The sequence below is a fragment of the Pseudomonas sp. Pmew2 genome (assembly GCF_058129885.1).
Genome location: NZ_CM176702.1, coordinates 168,325 through 183,866, shown reverse-complemented (window position 1 = coordinate 183,866; position 15,542 = coordinate 168,325). Strand labels below are relative to the sequence as shown.

Annotated in this window: 12 protein-coding genes and 3 pseudogenes; 12 read left to right on the top strand and 3 right to left on the bottom strand. The window is 56.3% G+C overall.

Features of this window, described 5'->3' with window-relative positions; genetic code table 11:
• Positions 1–187: 187 nt before the first annotated feature.
• The 4 genes from AC4ANK_RS00845 (at position 188) to AC4ANK_RS00830 (ending at position 2,648) form a co-directional block, all read left to right on the top strand.
• Positions 188–544, top strand: coding sequence for a hypothetical protein (locus AC4ANK_RS00845; RefSeq protein WP_031597407.1), 357 nt, complete (start codon positions 188–190; stop codon positions 542–544).
• 12 nt (positions 545–556) lie between these two features.
• Positions 557–1,132, top strand: coding sequence for a hypothetical protein (locus AC4ANK_RS00840; RefSeq protein ID WP_162837003.1), 576 nt, complete (start codon positions 557–559; stop codon positions 1,130–1,132).
• A gap of 190 nt (positions 1,133–1,322) precedes the next feature.
• Positions 1,323–2,033 carry a hypothetical protein gene (locus AC4ANK_RS00835; RefSeq protein ID WP_460383948.1) on the top strand — a complete coding sequence of 237 codons (711 nt, stop codon included), beginning with the start codon at positions 1,323–1,325 and terminating at the stop codon, positions 2,031–2,033.
• Positions 2,034–2,096: 63 nt separating this feature from the next.
• Entirely contained in the window at positions 2,097–2,648 is a 552-nt protein-coding gene (locus AC4ANK_RS00830) for a hypothetical protein (RefSeq protein WP_002555850.1), read from the top strand.
• 292 nt (positions 2,649–2,940) lie between these two features.
• Here AC4ANK_RS00830 and AC4ANK_RS00825 read toward each other — a convergent pair.
• Positions 2,941–5,378, bottom strand: a pseudogene (locus AC4ANK_RS00825) (alpha/beta hydrolase).
• Positions 5,371–5,853: a hypothetical protein gene (locus tag AC4ANK_RS00820; RefSeq protein WP_002555852.1), complete on the bottom strand. Its 483-nt coding sequence runs from the start codon at positions 5,851–5,853 to the stop codon at positions 5,371–5,373. Before AC4ANK_RS00820 ends, AC4ANK_RS00825 begins: the two are co-directional and overlap by 8 nt.
• A 277-nt stretch (positions 5,854–6,130) precedes the next feature.
• On the opposite strand from AC4ANK_RS00820, the gene acpP reads away from it, so the two are divergent.
• The 4 genes and pseudogenes from acpP to AC4ANK_RS00800 form a co-directional block, all read left to right on the top strand.
• Complete coding sequence (acpP, locus tag AC4ANK_RS00815) at positions 6,131–6,364, top strand: acyl carrier protein (protein ID WP_031597411.1); 234 nt, start codon at positions 6,131–6,133, stop codon at positions 6,362–6,364.
• A gap of 178 nt (positions 6,365–6,542) precedes the next feature.
• Positions 6,543–7,355 carry a mechanosensitive ion channel family protein gene (locus AC4ANK_RS00810; protein WP_002555853.1) on the top strand — a complete coding sequence of 271 codons (813 nt, stop codon included), beginning with the start codon at positions 6,543–6,545 and terminating at the stop codon, positions 7,353–7,355.
• 102 nt (positions 7,356–7,457) lie between these two features.
• Positions 7,458–8,564 (top strand): annotated as a pseudogene (locus AC4ANK_RS00805) (FIST signal transduction protein); the annotation flags it as partial.
• A 555-nt stretch (positions 8,565–9,119) separates the two neighbouring features.
• Positions 9,120–9,476, top strand: a pseudogene (locus tag AC4ANK_RS00800) (methyl-accepting chemotaxis protein); the annotation flags it as partial.
• A gap of 63 nt (positions 9,477–9,539) precedes the next feature.
• On the opposite strand, the gene AC4ANK_RS00795 reads toward AC4ANK_RS00800, so the two are convergent.
• Positions 9,540–11,021, bottom strand: coding sequence for a YdgA family protein (locus tag AC4ANK_RS00795; RefSeq protein ID WP_002555855.1), 1,482 nt, complete (start codon positions 11,019–11,021; stop codon positions 9,540–9,542).
• A 153-nt stretch (positions 11,022–11,174) separates the two neighbouring features.
• On the opposite strand from AC4ANK_RS00795, the gene AC4ANK_RS00790 reads away from it, so the two are divergent.
• From AC4ANK_RS00790 to AC4ANK_RS00775, 4 genes are all read left to right on the top strand, one after another.
• A complete protein-coding gene (locus AC4ANK_RS00790; protein ID WP_002555856.1) occupies positions 11,175–11,864 on the top strand; it encodes an HAD-IA family hydrolase in 690 nt (229 codons plus the stop codon).
• A gap of 20 nt (positions 11,865–11,884) precedes the next feature.
• Entirely contained in the window at positions 11,885–12,892 is a 1,008-nt protein-coding gene (locus AC4ANK_RS00785; protein WP_002555857.1) for an aldo/keto reductase, read from the top strand.
• A gap of 318 nt (positions 12,893–13,210) precedes the next feature.
• The gene (locus AC4ANK_RS00780; RefSeq protein ID WP_010195575.1) at positions 13,211–13,948 is read left to right on the top strand and encodes a GntR family transcriptional regulator; all 738 of its coding nucleotides are present in this window, start codon (positions 13,211–13,213) and stop codon (positions 13,946–13,948) included.
• 811 nt (positions 13,949–14,759) lie between these two features.
• On the top strand, positions 14,760–15,536 hold the full coding sequence (locus AC4ANK_RS00775; protein WP_002555859.1) for a DUF3050 domain-containing protein: 777 nt from the start codon (positions 14,760–14,762) through the stop codon (positions 15,534–15,536).
• Positions 15,537–15,542 lie beyond the last annotated feature (6 nt).

The following is a 15,542-nucleotide window of genomic DNA, read 5'->3' as shown; positions in this document are numbered from 1 at the left end:
AAATATGAATTCACTTCAGCTGGAATCTTTAAGACTGAAGCTTTCAGACACGCTCCCATTCACCGCCGCTAAGAATACGACCCGGCTGGCGAACTAAGCCGCACCCTCCACAAACTGAGCGGCTATGCCAGCTTTTTCCTATCTGTTGGACCCGGAAGAGTCCGGAGACTATTAGTAGAAGTACGTGATGTCTACACTAACGATAGTTATTGAAGAACAGCCAATCAGACCTGCCACGCTTATCAAGCTTCATAGATTCTTGTCACTGCCTGTGCAGACCATTAAAAGCTTTTGCGACTGCGGTCATCCTGTTCTAGAAATTGAGCTCTTCGACGGGGATCTTCAAGAAACGTCAAAAATCGTGCGGGGCGTGTTAGAAATAATTTATGAAGAACAAGTGCCAGCAAAATTTTATGAAATGCCTTATGGTCAGCACTATACGAGCTACAAACACCTTGAAAAATGTGAGGTGACTGCTGATCTCGTCAGTAGTATTCTTGATGTTGCGGGTGAAAAGTTCGAGCGACAATGTAGTCAAATCTAAGAGGGATACTGGGTGATAAACGCCACTGCAATCATTGAAGCAACGAAGGCAGCGTTCGCAGGAAGAGATATTTACTTCTCACCTGTTCAACTGCCGCCTGGCCTGGAGATTCGTAGTGAGTGGCAAAATTTTGGAATCGCCTCATCAATAACGCCCTCATTCCCTCTTGCCTGGCAAACATTTTCTGATGAGTTACCGTGGGTAACGTCATTACTGGACAAGTGTTTGCTTGGCACGGCTATTCTGGTCGGCCCATCCATACAGCTGTTATATATATTTCATGACAATAATGGCCTCTACTATTACATAGGAGGCGCGCCGTGGAGCAGGTCTGACAATGCGTTGATCTTTGGAGGGCGAATAGCGGATTTTTATTACACTGTTCATAACGGCTTCACTTTTTACCCTGCTCAATCGATGGGCCCACAAAAAATAGAGGATTGTGTATTTGTCTCTGATTTGATAGACGAACACGACACTGATTTCGCAGCAAAATGGTTGGCAGTGTTTTCAAATGGCGGCGGTGACTATCTTGCTGTAGATACAATTAATGCAGCTAATGACAACGGCTTGATATGGTGGCATTAGCAGCCACTGGAGCCTGAATCAGGTATGGTTTTTTTCGAAATAATGGATACGTGGATGTCTATATTTCTTGAAGATACCAAACAGCGTGGTGACATATTTGAAGCATAAATTTTTCATCTCAAGCTAGTAATTTTGATTATACCTCAGCCGGCACAATAAGTTTTCCGCGTTGAAAATCCGAGTTAATCATATGATCGAACCACAACCCATCGCAATAAAAAAGGGACTTTACGGGTTTTTCTTCCTGATTGCCTTATTTGGCACAATGTCGACGTTTAAATCTGATTTTTTCTGGCTGGTATGCCTCGGCCTCTTTACCCTGCTCATGAGAGCAATATATTTGATTTACCTGAGCGAAAGCTTCACTGCAATCGCAGTTCATTCTTTCACAGGCCTTTTCTCTTCATTTCTACTCATGAATACAAGCGTTATTTATCTTATAGCAAAATCTGAATACGGCGCTTCAACGACAGATGCTTTATCGTGGGCGATGATTCCGGCCTTACTGATGCTCGTTTCATTTTTATTTATTTACTTTACAAAATCGAGATCAGGTCAGCTGTCTTTTGAGATCAGGGATAACAAGGTATATATGGTGCACGGTTATGTCAGCACGAGAAACGGAAACTTACTGAGCGGAGGCGTCATTGTGGCCGGAATCGCTGCAATGATCGTGTGGCCTATAGAACTGATCATTATGGTCAGTATCTGGATAGCACTGAGCAATCTTTACCTTCTTTACTGGAACAGGGACGCCATCCGAATACTGAAAAAAATCCTGACGCTGGAAAAGAAGCACAATCGGTCTTACACGTTCGAGTACGTCGAACAGCTTCGTGAAGCACGCAGTCGCTGGTGGTTAGGTAGGTTTTTGAAATGGGTAATATCGCTCAGCAAATGAAGCCAGGTAGCAGACCATCAGCGAAGAAGACAACTAACCGCCGAACCCAACCAAGGAAGAAAAATGGGTAAACAATCTCGCAGCAAGCGGGCCTCGCCGGAGCCTATGGTGATTTACCGCAGCCACGTTGCCGCTTTCCGCTCTCGTTATCTGCTGTCCTTTCTGACTCCGATCTTCATGGGCATATTTTCCCTCGCCATTACCGCAGGCACGGTGGTCGATGCGTACTTTCCAAATGAGCCGGAGAGAACCGGCCAGTCGATGATGCTCATGATGGGCGTATCACTGGTTTTGAGTTTCGGCGGCATCATGATGAGTCGCGGGCATGCCTGTGGAATGTGGATATTGGCGGCCATTCTGGTGAGCTGCTTTTTCGCGGTGCTGCCCACTGCCCCTGCGCACTGGCGGCGTTTTGAATTGATGTTTTACATGCTGGGGCTGCTTTTCCCGTTGCTGGGCCTTTTATCGCTCAACAGCGAGCGCGGCCGGGAGCTGCGCATGCAATGGAGGATTATTCGATCCGAACGCAAGGAGACGCGTCAGGAGATGCGGCGGCGCAGGGATCTCGAGGTGCATCGTGAAAGCCTGCGCAAGAGAAAGGCACTGCACAAGTAGCCCAGGCTCAACGAGGACTTTCTCGCGCCCAACAAAAAACCCGCCGAAGCGGGTTTTTCCAAGACCATCCCGACTCCCTGTCGGCTGCCTCCGAGGCGATGGTCGATCATCCTTGATCCTGGTGAACTCCTGTTCACCACTTGATGGATCCAATCTTACGGAGGACGGACCAGGTCAGAAATGGCCAAACCCCTCCACCGCGTGTAAGCCTTTCGCTATACCTCGGCGAAGCACAACCTTGCATTTCAATGAGCGTGCGGGTTCGCTGTGAATAAATCACCTGCTGGCTTTATCACTGGCCCTCGACCAGCAGCAATTCCCCATCCCTATACCGCACCTCCTTCCCCACCCACGCCATATCAACATTCGGCAGCACCGCCGAAGGCTTGCGCAGTTCGCGCAGCAACGTAGACCCGTGGGAAAGACGCCCGCCCATGCGCGCGATCACGGCGCGTGCGTTCTGGTAGTGCGCGTGGCGTCCGGGGTGTCTTCCAGCAGGATGTCGTCGCCCAGAATGCCCTGGACCTGGCCCGGATAGATCATGAAGCCGGTGGCCTGCTCGGTGCCTTCGCGGCCGTCCTGCCAGAAACTGCCTGCGCGGCTGCGAATGTCTGGATGAGGCGCAAACCAGTGTGCCCTGTCGGCGCTGGGCATGGCGTGGTGCAGGCGGAAGAACAGGCGCATCAGATTGTCGCGATACCACTCGCGCACTTGCAGGTAGTAGCCGCGCATGCCCGGCAGGCCCGCGCGGTGAGCGACGCGAATGATACCCGGCCAGGTCGGAAAGGCCTGTAGCGGCAGGTCGGTCTGTGCTGGGCGTGGCGTAGCGGGGTCGGTTTCCCAGCGTAGCCGGTGCGGGCAGTGTTCAAGGTTGTCGTAAGCGGTTGGCGGACGTCCCAGCAGATCACCGCCGCTGCTGGCCAGCGAGGTGGCGATGCACAGGTTACCTTGCACGACGAACACGTAGAAACGCGTGAACCAGTCAGCCAATTGCTGGCCGTCAGCCCCTTGGGCCGTCAAGGCATGCAGCTCTCGGTCGAAACGGTGCAGTTGCTTTTCCAGGGTCAGCAGGTGGCCGCGCGCGATACGCTGCATGCGCAGGAATACCGGTAACGAGCGCAGCAAACGCAGAGGTCGCCAAGGCAGATGCGGTGCTGCGCCGCCGACTTCATCGGCGTAACTGCTGGACGCGACGCCCCAATCAGCCAGACGTGCGAGAAACAGGTCGTTGTTGATGTAGGACGCTACGCCAAACAGTGCGGTGAACGGCTCATTGTCCTGCAACACGCGTGAATCCCAACGCGCCATGATCGCCGGGATGCTGCCTGCGGCGCGGCGTTGTGCGTACTCGACCAGCCTGCTGGGCTGCGGCGGCAGGATCTCGGCGATGTTGGCGGCTGTCAGGTGACGGCGCCAGCCGTAATCACTGATCGGGCGGTACTGCAACAGCCACAGCTGGCGGCCATCCCACGCCCACTCGACATCGCCCGGCACGTAATGGAAAACGCGCAGCACGCCTTGCAGGAAGTCCCAGAGCATTTCTTGTGTCAAACCGTGGGATGGCGTGAAGCTGCCGCTGTTCCAGGCATCGCCGAGGCGGGAAATGATCGCTCGCTCCGGGCTTGCCTGACCGTCAGCCAGCGACTCCAGATGCCCTTCGACCCACTCCAGCTCGACCGACAGGTGACGCGCAAACGCGATGCCGGAAAGCACCGGCGTGATGAACCGCTGCACCACGACTTCTTCGACGCCAGCGCCGTGCAGTTCTGCGATACGTGCAGGTACGTTTTGGGTGGGCTCGCGAAGGAAGGTGGTGCTCAGGCCAGCGTTGGCCGCATCGGCCTGATCCTCGCCGAAGCTGGACGAGCGCACCGCCCAGATAGCCTCCGGCTGGCTGGCCAGAAACGCGGGCAAGGCGGAGTCATTGCCCTGCACCAACGACAGTGCTGCGGGCACCGGTTGCCCGGCGATGGCCGCCAGACGCAGACGGCCGCCTTTGGTGTGCGCAACGAAGCCGCGCTCGCCCGACTCCAGCCACTGCGCAAATTCGGCCGGCGTGTCGATCCACGGGTAGTGACCCCAGCCCGGTTTCAGACTGATGCTCAGGTCGGCACGCGCCAGAATGGCAGACCACGCTGCCGCCTGCTCGATACCCAGCACGTTGTCCTGATCGCCCCATACCAGCTCTATCGGGTCTTGCACCCATTCCAGCAGCGGCAGCGCAGTGTCGGCGCGCACCAGGTCCCAATACGGAACAAAGGCGCGGCAGCGGGCGTAACCGGCCCCCATACGCTGGTAGTGCGCCGCAGGCCAGGCTTGCCTGGAGAACTTGTGAGCAAACAGCCTGGGCTTGTTGGCCAGCAGCCAGTGAATGGTCTTGCGAATGGGCAGCGGCGACATCAGCGCAGGCAAGCGCCGCTGCCACAGAAAAGCTCCCACCGGCGCCAGCAGCACGCTTCTGCAGAAGTGTCCGGGCTGGCGCTGCAAGGCATGCATGACCAGCAAGGCATTGACGCCCACGGCGACGATGGCACTGCCCCTGACCGTCGCTGCCAATAGCGCATCGGCGTAGGCGGCGAGGTCTTCACACGGAGGCTGAGGATTGTTGCCGAAGCCTGGCAGTTCCAGCGGCACGACCTGATGCTGCTGAAAATGCGGCAGCACATCATCCCACCATTCGGCACTGCTGCCGTTGCCCGCCAGCAGGTACAGAAGGGGCAAGTCAGACATGACGGGGCTCCTTCAACGCGCTGGCAGCAGAAGTACGGCGATCATGGCGATACAGCCAGAATAACGGCGGCAGCAATGCCAGCAGCGCCGCCAGATCAAGCCACACATGCGACCAGACACCCCCGCGCACGGAAATCGCTATGTCCTGAGGCGCCCAAAGCAGCAGGCCGGCGATCAGCCAGCCCCAAGGCATGGCGCTTTTCAGACGATTGCCCAAATGCACAAGCGCCAGCATGTACACGGAATAGGTTTGCAAAGTGGCGCCAAACAGCGCCATCCACCAGACCTGTTGCGCACGCGCAGCGGCAGGAACGGCATCGGTCCAGAAGGCCTGCTCAAGCGTAGTCAGGTAGCCGTCGAGCAAGCCGGAAAAACCTGCCCAGGTAAACACGATACTGCCCAGCACGTGCGCGACCGCGACGGCATACAACCAGATCACCAGCGTGCGGCGCAGCGTGGTAGAAGGGAGCGGCATTGCAGGTCCTTGGTTCGTCCTTGTGAGGTGGCGAGTGTAGCGATTTCGGGAGGGGCTTAATACCGGCCGCCTTATCGCTTCTCCCGCTTTAAATTGAAGGGTTGCGTGCCTATGCAGTAAATCGGCTGATCGTCAGCTGGAATGCGTCTAACTATCGAGGTTCAAGCCTATGCTGAATGAATCCCGACCACCTGCTATTTCTATCAGTAGACGGCGTTTCTGATGCGGCCTAACGTTCTCTTCAATGGCTGTTAACCCGTATGCAAGGAGCGCGATCATGAGCAGCATTATGGAAACCGTTAAAGGCATGTTGGCCAAGCAACTCGACATGGCAGAAAAAGACATAAAACCAGAATCCACCGTCCTAAGTTTAGGGGCAGACAGCTTAGACTCTGTTGAGTTTATTATGCGTATAGAGAATGCGTTTAATATCGAGATACAAGAGGAAGAAATTAAGCAATTCAGAACCGTGCAGAACATCGTCGATTACGTGTCGAAGAGCAAAAATTAAGCCCTGCCTACGTAGGCAACTCTTTAAAACCGGCTGAACACCTCAGCGCCTGGTGGAATAAAGGCCCTTTGCCTCCAGTCAAAACTACCAGTAGCCACCGCCCTGCTTTGCCATTCAATGTATGGCTCCGCTCCGCAGGCCATCTGCCGGGCGAGCCCTGCGGTCGGGAGTTGCGGTGATGGATGCGCTGAATGTCATCAATATCGGCACTGACGGAATCAACTCGTTGTTCAATATCGTTCTGCAGTACGGAACAACTGTCGTTTTGAGGCTGGTGATCGCAGCCTTGTTGTGGATAGTGGGTCGCTGGCTGATCGGCGTGCTGGTGAGGATGGCGCAGCGTTCGCTGACGCGGCAGCGGTTTGATCCGACGGTTCTGCGCTATGTCGGCTCGTTCATCACGGTGACGCTGAATATCATTCTGGTGATCGCCATCTTGAGCTATTGCGGCATCGAGACCACCAGCTTTGCGGCATTGCTGGCGGCCGTGGCACTGGCGATCGGCATGGCGTGGTCGGGTTTGCTGGCCAATCTGGCGGCAGGTGGTTTCATCATCGTGCTGCGGCCCTTTAAGGTCGGCGATATGATTTCGGCTGCGGGTGTGACCGGGACAGTGGTCGAAATCGGACTGTTCGTCACATCGATCAACACCTCGGAAAACGTGTTGAATCTGGTGGGCAACAACAAGATCTTCTCTGACACGATCATCAATTTTTCCAGCAATGATTTCCGCAGCGTCGAACTGACCGCAATATTGCCAGGCACTGCCGACGAGCAGGCGATCATTCCGCGCCTCAAGGATCAAATCGCCCGCCTCCCCAATGTACTGAGCAGCCCCGCGGTCGATGTGCATCTGTCCTCTACGACAGCCGATTCCATCACACTGTCAGTACGGCCCTATTGCCACAATAATCACTATGATTCGGTGCATCGCCAGACGCTTGCCCTGATCAGAGCGTTGATGCTGAACATGTCTGAGCGGCACGCATAGGCAAAATTCATCGCCCACCGGCTAACCTGAACCCGTCAGCAGCCGATTAAAAGACCTCGGCCTTTTTTTTGGCCCCTGCCTTTTACTCTTACGGATTCAACCATGAGCTTTCTATCTCGTTTTCGGGCTGGCACTTCGCGGACCGGAGGCGTACTCAGTGTCATTACGTCCGCGCGGGAATTGAACGACACGCTGTCGGCGTTAAGTTTTGACCCGGTCTACCTGACAGGCTTCGTTTCACCTCACGTCGACTTCGGTCAGGTTGCCCAGTCTGTCGCGGCACGCTTTCCCAAGGCGAAGATCAGTCTGTGCACAACATCCGGCGAACTGTGCTCCAGCAATGATTCGCTGTATTGCGCGGCGGGTAATCAGTGGGACCGGATAGTGCTGGCGCTGTTCGACTCAAGCGTTATCCAGAGTGCCGAGGTGGTGCATATTCCCCTGCACAGCGAAGATATTCGCGGCGCGGGCAAGCGACTGTCCATGCGTGAGCGCATTGCGCGGCTGACCGACTCGATCAAGCGCACTCAGGTCAGCACGCCTATCGACCACAGGGATACGCTGGCCTACGTCACCTTTGACGGGCTTTCGGCATCGGAGTCGTTTTTCATGGAAGCGCTCTACGAGTCAGGGCGTTTCCCATGCCTGTTCGTGGGTGGCTCTGCAGGCGGCAAAAGCGACTTCAAGAAGACGCTGATTCACGACGGTAAACGCAGCTACGAGAACCATGCTCAGGTGGTGTTTCTCAAGAGCGCAAAGAATGTGCGCTTTGGCGTCTTCAAGAGCCAGAACTTCGAGCCAACGCCACTGAGCCTGAGTGTCCTGACCGCCTCGCTGGAAGAGCGCTACATCAGCCAGGTGGTCAATTCCAGAGGCGAGATTGCCACGATGGTTGCAGCGCTGTGTGATGCGCTTAAGTGCGAGCGGCATGAGCTGGAAGGCAAGCTGGCGCAATACTCGTTCGCCATTCGGGTAGGCGAGGAATTGTTCGTACGCTCCATTGCGCGCATCGATTATGAAAGCGAGCGGGTTCATCTGTTCTGCGACGTGGCACCCGGCGAAGAGCTGGTGATGGTCAAACGGACGTCGATGATCGACACCACGCGCAAGGACTTCGCGCGCTTTCTACAGGGCAAGTCCGGCAAGCCGTTGCTCGGCCTGTTGAGCGACTGCATTCTGCGTCGTCTGAACAACGGCAGTGAATTGGGCCGCATGAATGATGTGTTCGGCGAGACGCCAGTGGTGGGCTTCTCGACCTTCGGCGAGATTCTGGGTTTGAACCTCAACCAGACCCTCACCGCAGTGTTCTTTTTCAAGGTGCCGGAAGGTCAGCCGTTCCGCGACGATTACATCGATAACTTCATTGCCTATTACGGCGAATTCAAGGCGTTCTTCCTGCGTCGGCAGATCAAGAAGCTGGCCGGTTTGAGCCATGTGGTGGTCAAGCAGATCGACCAGTTCAAGCAGCGTAACTTTGTGCAAACCATTGACCCGAGTGGTCTGGACGAGCAGATCCGCCCAGTGTTCGGCGGCCTGAGCGATCTGGGCGATGTACTGGTCAAGGCTCATCAGGATCAGGAAGAAATCGCCGATCAGTTGCGCCACTACTCAGGCGAGCTGCATGTTTCGATGGATGAACTGTCCCAGACCATCACGCAGCAGGAAACGGTCATCGACAAGGAGGGTAATACCGTCAAGAGCCTGGTCAGCCAGGCCGACGAGGTCGTGCTTGGCTCTCGGGAGCTGGCCAAGTCCAGCCTGCGCATCCAGTCAGTCGTGCAGATGATTCAGCAGATCGCCGGGCAGACCAATCTGTTGGCGCTGAACGCCGCCATCGAGGCAGCTCGGGCCGGCGAAATGGGCCGTGGCTTTGCAGTGGTCGCCGATGAAGTGCGTCAGCTGGCGCAGAAAACCACGCAAAACGCGAATGACATCGGCACGGATATCGAGCGTCTGGCCGAGGAGATTCGCAAGGTTGCGCAGCATATCGAAGAGCAATCCCTGGAAGTCGGCACGCTCACCAGCCTGTTGTCGGAGCTGGAAGGCTCCAGCGACATGACCGCGGGCACCTCGCAACGTACCCGGCAACTGGCGGATACCCTGCGCGGGCTGACTCGGTAGCAGGGCCTCTGCTGTCAGGACGGTAGATTGCCCGCCCTGACAGCAGACCGTGTTGCAGGCGGCTTACTGGTTGCCCAGCACGCCGACCTTGCCCATCACGTTGCTCATGAATTGCTGCACGGTCATTTTCTGGCCATTGAAGTCGACCATCTGGTCGGCATAACGCAGGTCGGAAACGATGTTGTCACCATCGACCTTGGCCAGTTGCATCATCTCGGCCATGGCACTGGCCATGTCGCCAGCGGCCTTGGCCTGCTCGGCGATGACCTTGAGGTCGGTCTGGCCTTCACGAATGGCTTGCTGGGTAGCGAGATCGCGGATCATCGGCTTGGACAGGACAACCTTGGCGTTGACTTCGCCCAGACTTTTCAAGAGCAGCGAATCGGAAGGCTGATCGAGCGGGCCTGGATCGGCCAGGTCCACCGCGATGCGCATGTGGCTTTCGCCGTTGCTGGTCTTGAGCGAGAGTTTTTCCAGTTCGATATGCGGCTTGGCGATCAGCAGCTTTTTCATCTGGGTGTTCATCAGCTCTTGATCAGCCGGGTTCAGCTCAAGACGAAACGGACGTTTCTCCAGTGCGGCCTGCTGCTGTTGAGGCAGGATTTTATCCTGATACAACTGATACAGCGCCTGCGTGGCCACCACATCGAAGTTGGCTATTTTGAAGCCCATGTGCGCTGAGCCAACGTCCTTGCCTGCGTAGGAAATCATGCCGGCATCGTAGTTGATCTGGGCAGCCAGGTTACCGGCGTCTTCCTGCGCCAGATTGGTGTTGGTGAAGTCCTTGATCTGCACCGGCGGCTTGCCCACCACCTGAAAACCCGCACTCTGGATTTTCATGTTGGTGTGGCCCAGATAGAAACCGGACTTGCCTTTGGTGCCGCCCGTGTCAAAGGTCATGCCTTTGACGTCGATGCTGACCGGACCGTCAGGCGACGCGACGTTGAGCTGCAGGTTTTCCATGTTGCCGGCCAGGCTGAATTTTTCGGCGTCGGCGGACGACTCTGCATTCAGGTCGAGCCCGGAAAACCTGAACGTACCGTCGACGTCGGTCATTTCCAGCGGGGCCATCTGCAGCGTGCCTTCGGTGGCGCGGTCATAGCCGATGCTGGCCTGCCCCTTGAGCGGTGGAACGTCCTTGCTCATGGCGAACCACTTTTCGGCGCTGGGGCTTTTCTCCATCTGGAAATTGCTCAAGGCCATGACGGGTAGCAGGTTCAGGGTCTTGAGGTGCGACAACGGAATGGGCCCGTGCTCGATCTGGTCGACAAACAGGAACTGGCCGCCCTGGGTGCTATCGGACAGGTTCTGGATGTCCACGCGATAGTGCGCCGTGCTGCTGAAGAAGTGCTTTTCCAGCGAGAGCATTTCCAGTTTGACGCTGGTGTCGGTGCCCTTGAACGACTTCGCGAGTTCCTGGTTGGCCTTGCTGATGGAGTCGGTCAGCGCGCCTTCCAGTTGATTGCCCGTGTACCAGGCGCCCGCCGTAACCAGTGCGCCCGCTACGACGATGACGCCAATCGCTATACCTGCTGATTTATTCATATTGACGTGAAGATATCCGTTCTGATGATGGGAAAGTCGTACCGGGACTGGCAGCACAGTTGAAAACCGCGAAAGATTATCAGAAACACAGGGTAGCCACGGTATTCACGGAAACGTTAGGCTGAAACGAATTTGAGAACGGGATGTGATCACATGAGCGAGCAACACACCGAACGAGGCCCGATCAAGGCCGTCATTTTCGACATGGATGGCCTGTTGCTGGACACCGAGGGGGTTTATACCGAAGTCACCCACTTGATCGCCAGCCGCCACGGGCGCACCTTCGACTGGTCCATCAAACAGCACACTATCGGCCGCGGCGCCCGGGATTTCTCGGATTACGTGATCAAGACTCTTGAATTGCCGATGTCGATCGACGAGTTTCTCGAAACCCGTGAACCGATGCTCGAAGAGCGTTTCCCCAAAGCGCTGGCAATGCCCGGAGCCGAGGCGCTGGTCCGGCATCTGGCAGCCCACAATATTCCCATCGCCGTGGGCACCAGCTCGTCGGTGCATTACTTCGAAGCCAAGACAACGCTGCACCGCGCGTGGTTCGAGCTGTTCGATACCGTCGTGACCGCAGACGACCCGGAAGTCGGCGCTGCCAAACCGGCCCCGGACATTTTTCTGGTCGCCGCCCGCCGCCTTGGCGTCTCGCCGAGTGATTGCCTGGTCTTCGAAGACTCGCCGTTCGGTGTGACGGCCGCCAAGGCTGCGGGCATGTACGCTGTTGCCGTACCGGACTCGCATATGCCGGTCGAGCAATACGAGCATGCAGACCTGCTGCTTGCCTCGCTGGCCGACTTCCCGCTCAAAGCGTGGGGGCTGCCTGAACTCGTCTGAATGACATGGAGATGTTGAGCATGAATTATCGAACCCTCGGCCAGTCCGGCCTCAAGGTTTCCACCCTGACACTCGGCTCGATGATGTTCGGCGAGCAGACCGGTGCCGAAGAGTCCCTGCGCATCATCGACAAGGCCAGGGATCAGGGCATCAATTTCATCGACACGGCGGATGTCTACAACGGTGGGCGCTCGGAAGAAATCGTGGGCCGTGCCATCGCTGCCCAGCGCAGCGACTGGGTACTGGCCACCAAAGTCGCCATCGGGCCAGCCGACGGCGTGCCCAATCGCGCCGGTCTGAACCGCAAGCACCTCTTCAATGCCATCGAGAACAGCCTGCGGCGTCTGGATACCGACTATGTGGATATCTATTACCTGCACAAGGAAGACCAGGACACACCACTTGAAGTGACCGTCTCGGCCATTGGTGATCTGCTCCGTCAGGGCAAGATCCGCTACTGGGGTGTGTCGAACTTTCGCGGCTGGCGAATCGCTGAAATCGTCAACGTCGCGCAGCGCCTGGGCGTAGACAAGCCGGTCATCAGCCAGCCGCTGTACAACATCGTCAACCGTCAGGCCGAAGTCGAGCAGATCACCGCAGCGGCGTATCACGGTTTGGGTGTGGTGCCCTTCAGCCCACTCGCACGCGGGGTGCTCAGCGGTAAATACGCCCCGGACATCGCCCCCGACAGTGAAAGCCGGGCCGGACGTCAGGACAAGCGGCTGCTGGAAACCGAATGGCGCGTGGAATCGCTGCGTATTGCGCAGCGAATTCAAGAGTACGTGCAGGACAAGGGTGTAGGTATTGTCGAGTTCGCCATTGCCTGGGTGCTCAACAACCGGGCCGTGACATCGGCAATCGTTGGCCCAAGGACCGAACAGCAGTGGGACGGTTACACCAAGGCACTAACGGTTGATATTACCGCCGAGGACGAGGCATTTATCGATTCGCTGGTAACACCTGGGCATGCGTCGACGCCTGGTTTCAATGACGTTCAGCACTTTGTGTCTGGCCGCCTGACTCGCTGAGGCAGTACCGCCTGCGGCCTTATGCCGCGAACGCCATTCTAGTGCGCTCTGAAACGCCCGTTTCAGAGCGTTATGTCATGAAAGCATAACGTGAAATTCCTGTTATCTACGAATGCCCGTTCGGTACACAGAGCGAATGAGCGCTAAGATAGACGCGTACTCATTGAGGCTCGCAGGGCTGAACCGCAACCCGGCACTTGCAGCAAAACATGATGATGCTTCTATTTTCGCGACTTACTGGCAAGTCTTGGCTAGTCTGTCGGCAATCCAGCGATTAATTGGACTTTATCCAGCCAAGGTTGATGAAGAAGTAGACCGATGCGCAAATCAGATAGAGAAGCCTTTCTAAGCTCCGTACTGGGCAACGAGCAGCCTCCGGCGCACCTTGCCAGAACCGTGATTGAAGAAAAGCTGCGAAATGCCATTATCGATGGCAGTCTTCCCAGTGGCACGGCTCTGCGCCAACAGGAGCTGGCCACGCTGTTTGGCGTCAGCCGCATGCCTGTGCGCGAAGCACTGCGCCAGCTTGAGGCGCAGTCGCTGTTGCGGGTCGAAACGCACAAGGGCGCAGTAGTCGCACCGTTGATTACCGAAGACGCAGTGGACGCTTATGCCTTGCGGATCCTTCTGGAGTCCGAGGCGTTGCGCTTGTCCATTCCGTTGCTGGACGCGGACGATCTGGCAGCGGCTGCAGGCTATATCGAGCAGCTTGAAGTCGAGACGGACTTCGGTCAGATCGGCAGGCTCAACCGGATGTTCCACTTGTCGTTGTATGCCAAGACTCACAACAAGCGCCTGATGCGTCTGGTTGAAGAAGGCCTGAACGAAGAAGAGCGCTTCTTGCGTTTCAATCTTTCCGCCATGGGGCTGGGCAAGCTTTCTCAGGATGACCATTGGCAGCTGCTGCGGCTCGCCGAACAGAAAGCGGTCGAGCCGTGTGTCGAAGCGCTGCAGTATCACCTAAACCGGGGTGTGCAGGCCGTCACCCAGTACCTGAACAGCAATAAGGCCATCAACGCCAAGCCAGCCCGTACAGCAAAGAAAACCCCCGCCTGAATCATTGAGACGGCTTATCCACAAGGCGATGACATGACGCCTGCGGATTAGCCGCTCGCACTTCCCCCGTGCTTTCCCAACCTATCTTCAACACCGGTCAGGCCTGACGCCTGGCATGGCGTTTTTATAGCTATTTTCCTGATCTGCCGAGTGGCCCGACACAGGAATCAGGCAAACTCGGGCGAGGCCCAGAAGAATCAACCTGAGGGTGTTCTCTGGCTACGGCTGAACTGTCCACGCAGCACCGGAGCAGTTCTGTGTTCATTTGAACCCAATGGACAAGGAGTTGTTAAACGGGGCAAACGACATTGGAAGTCATTTCCAACATCGCCCATTAAAAAACCAACCACCTGATTATTCAGCATAACGGCAACGCTGAGTGAGGCATTCACTCATTATTGATAATTCTGACTCAATCAGTCGGAAGGGTTGCTCGCGCCCCTATGAAACATATTCCACGTGTTTTATATGGCAACTTACACGCCACAAAAACAACAACTTAAATATTATTAAAAAAGAATTGCGCACTGCATTAAATTTGCTTTAAGTTTTCTTCGCCGTCAGCGTAATTGACGGCAGCCGGACTCAAAGCCGCAATCCATAAGGGCTATAGCCCGGCAAGTTGAAGTTATGGGCGCTCTTGAATGACTATAACCGACGTGCAGTTTCGGCGAATTATCGCCTCTGCCTTCAGGCCTTTGTTTGCCTTGCATTCAGGTCTTTCATCACATTCACCTTGCACGGGCGACACGTTAAAACTTCGAATAACTGTACTGCCACCTACCGCTACCATGACCATAGGGACATCACCATGCATTGTGAGAAAACGCTGCTCGACCAAAAGAAAGTTGAACTTAGCCGTCACCCGATCTTTGCCGAAATCACGACGTTGGGCGTATTGCGACGCTTTATGGAAACCCATGTATTCGCCGTCTGGGATTTCATGTCTCTGACCAAACGTCTGCAACAGGAACTGACCTGCACGCAACTGCCGTGGCTGCCCCCGACCGATGCCTGCGCCGCCCGCCTGATCAACGAGATCGTGCTGGGGGAAGAGTCCGACGACCGATTGGATTCAGGTCATTACAGCCACTTCGAGCTGTACCTGGACGCCATGCGCGAGATTGGCGCGAGCACGTTACAGATCGAGCGTTTCATCCAGCTGCAGCAGCAGGGCCTGCATTACACAACGGCCCTGCAACGGGTCAACGCAGGCCAGGCCGCATCGGCATTCGTGACGCACACCCTCGACACTGCCCTTCATGCGCCGGCACACAGCGTTGCTGCGGCGTTTCTGCACGGGCGCGAAAGCGTCATCCCACAGATGTTCCAGAGCATCCTCGACGACTGGGGCATCACCGTCGAACAGGCACCCACCTTCCGTTACTACCTGGAGCGCCACATCGAAGTGGACTCCGAGGACCACGGCCCGGCAGCGGAACAGTTGCTGGCCCGTCTGATTGGCGGCGACGCGCAGCGTGAACGAGAGGTGTATCAGGCGGCCATCGCAGCGGTGGAAAGCAGGGTCGGGCTATGGGACACGCTGCGCATGAGCATGCGCGCGCCATTGATGCAGGCCAGTGCGTAACACCCG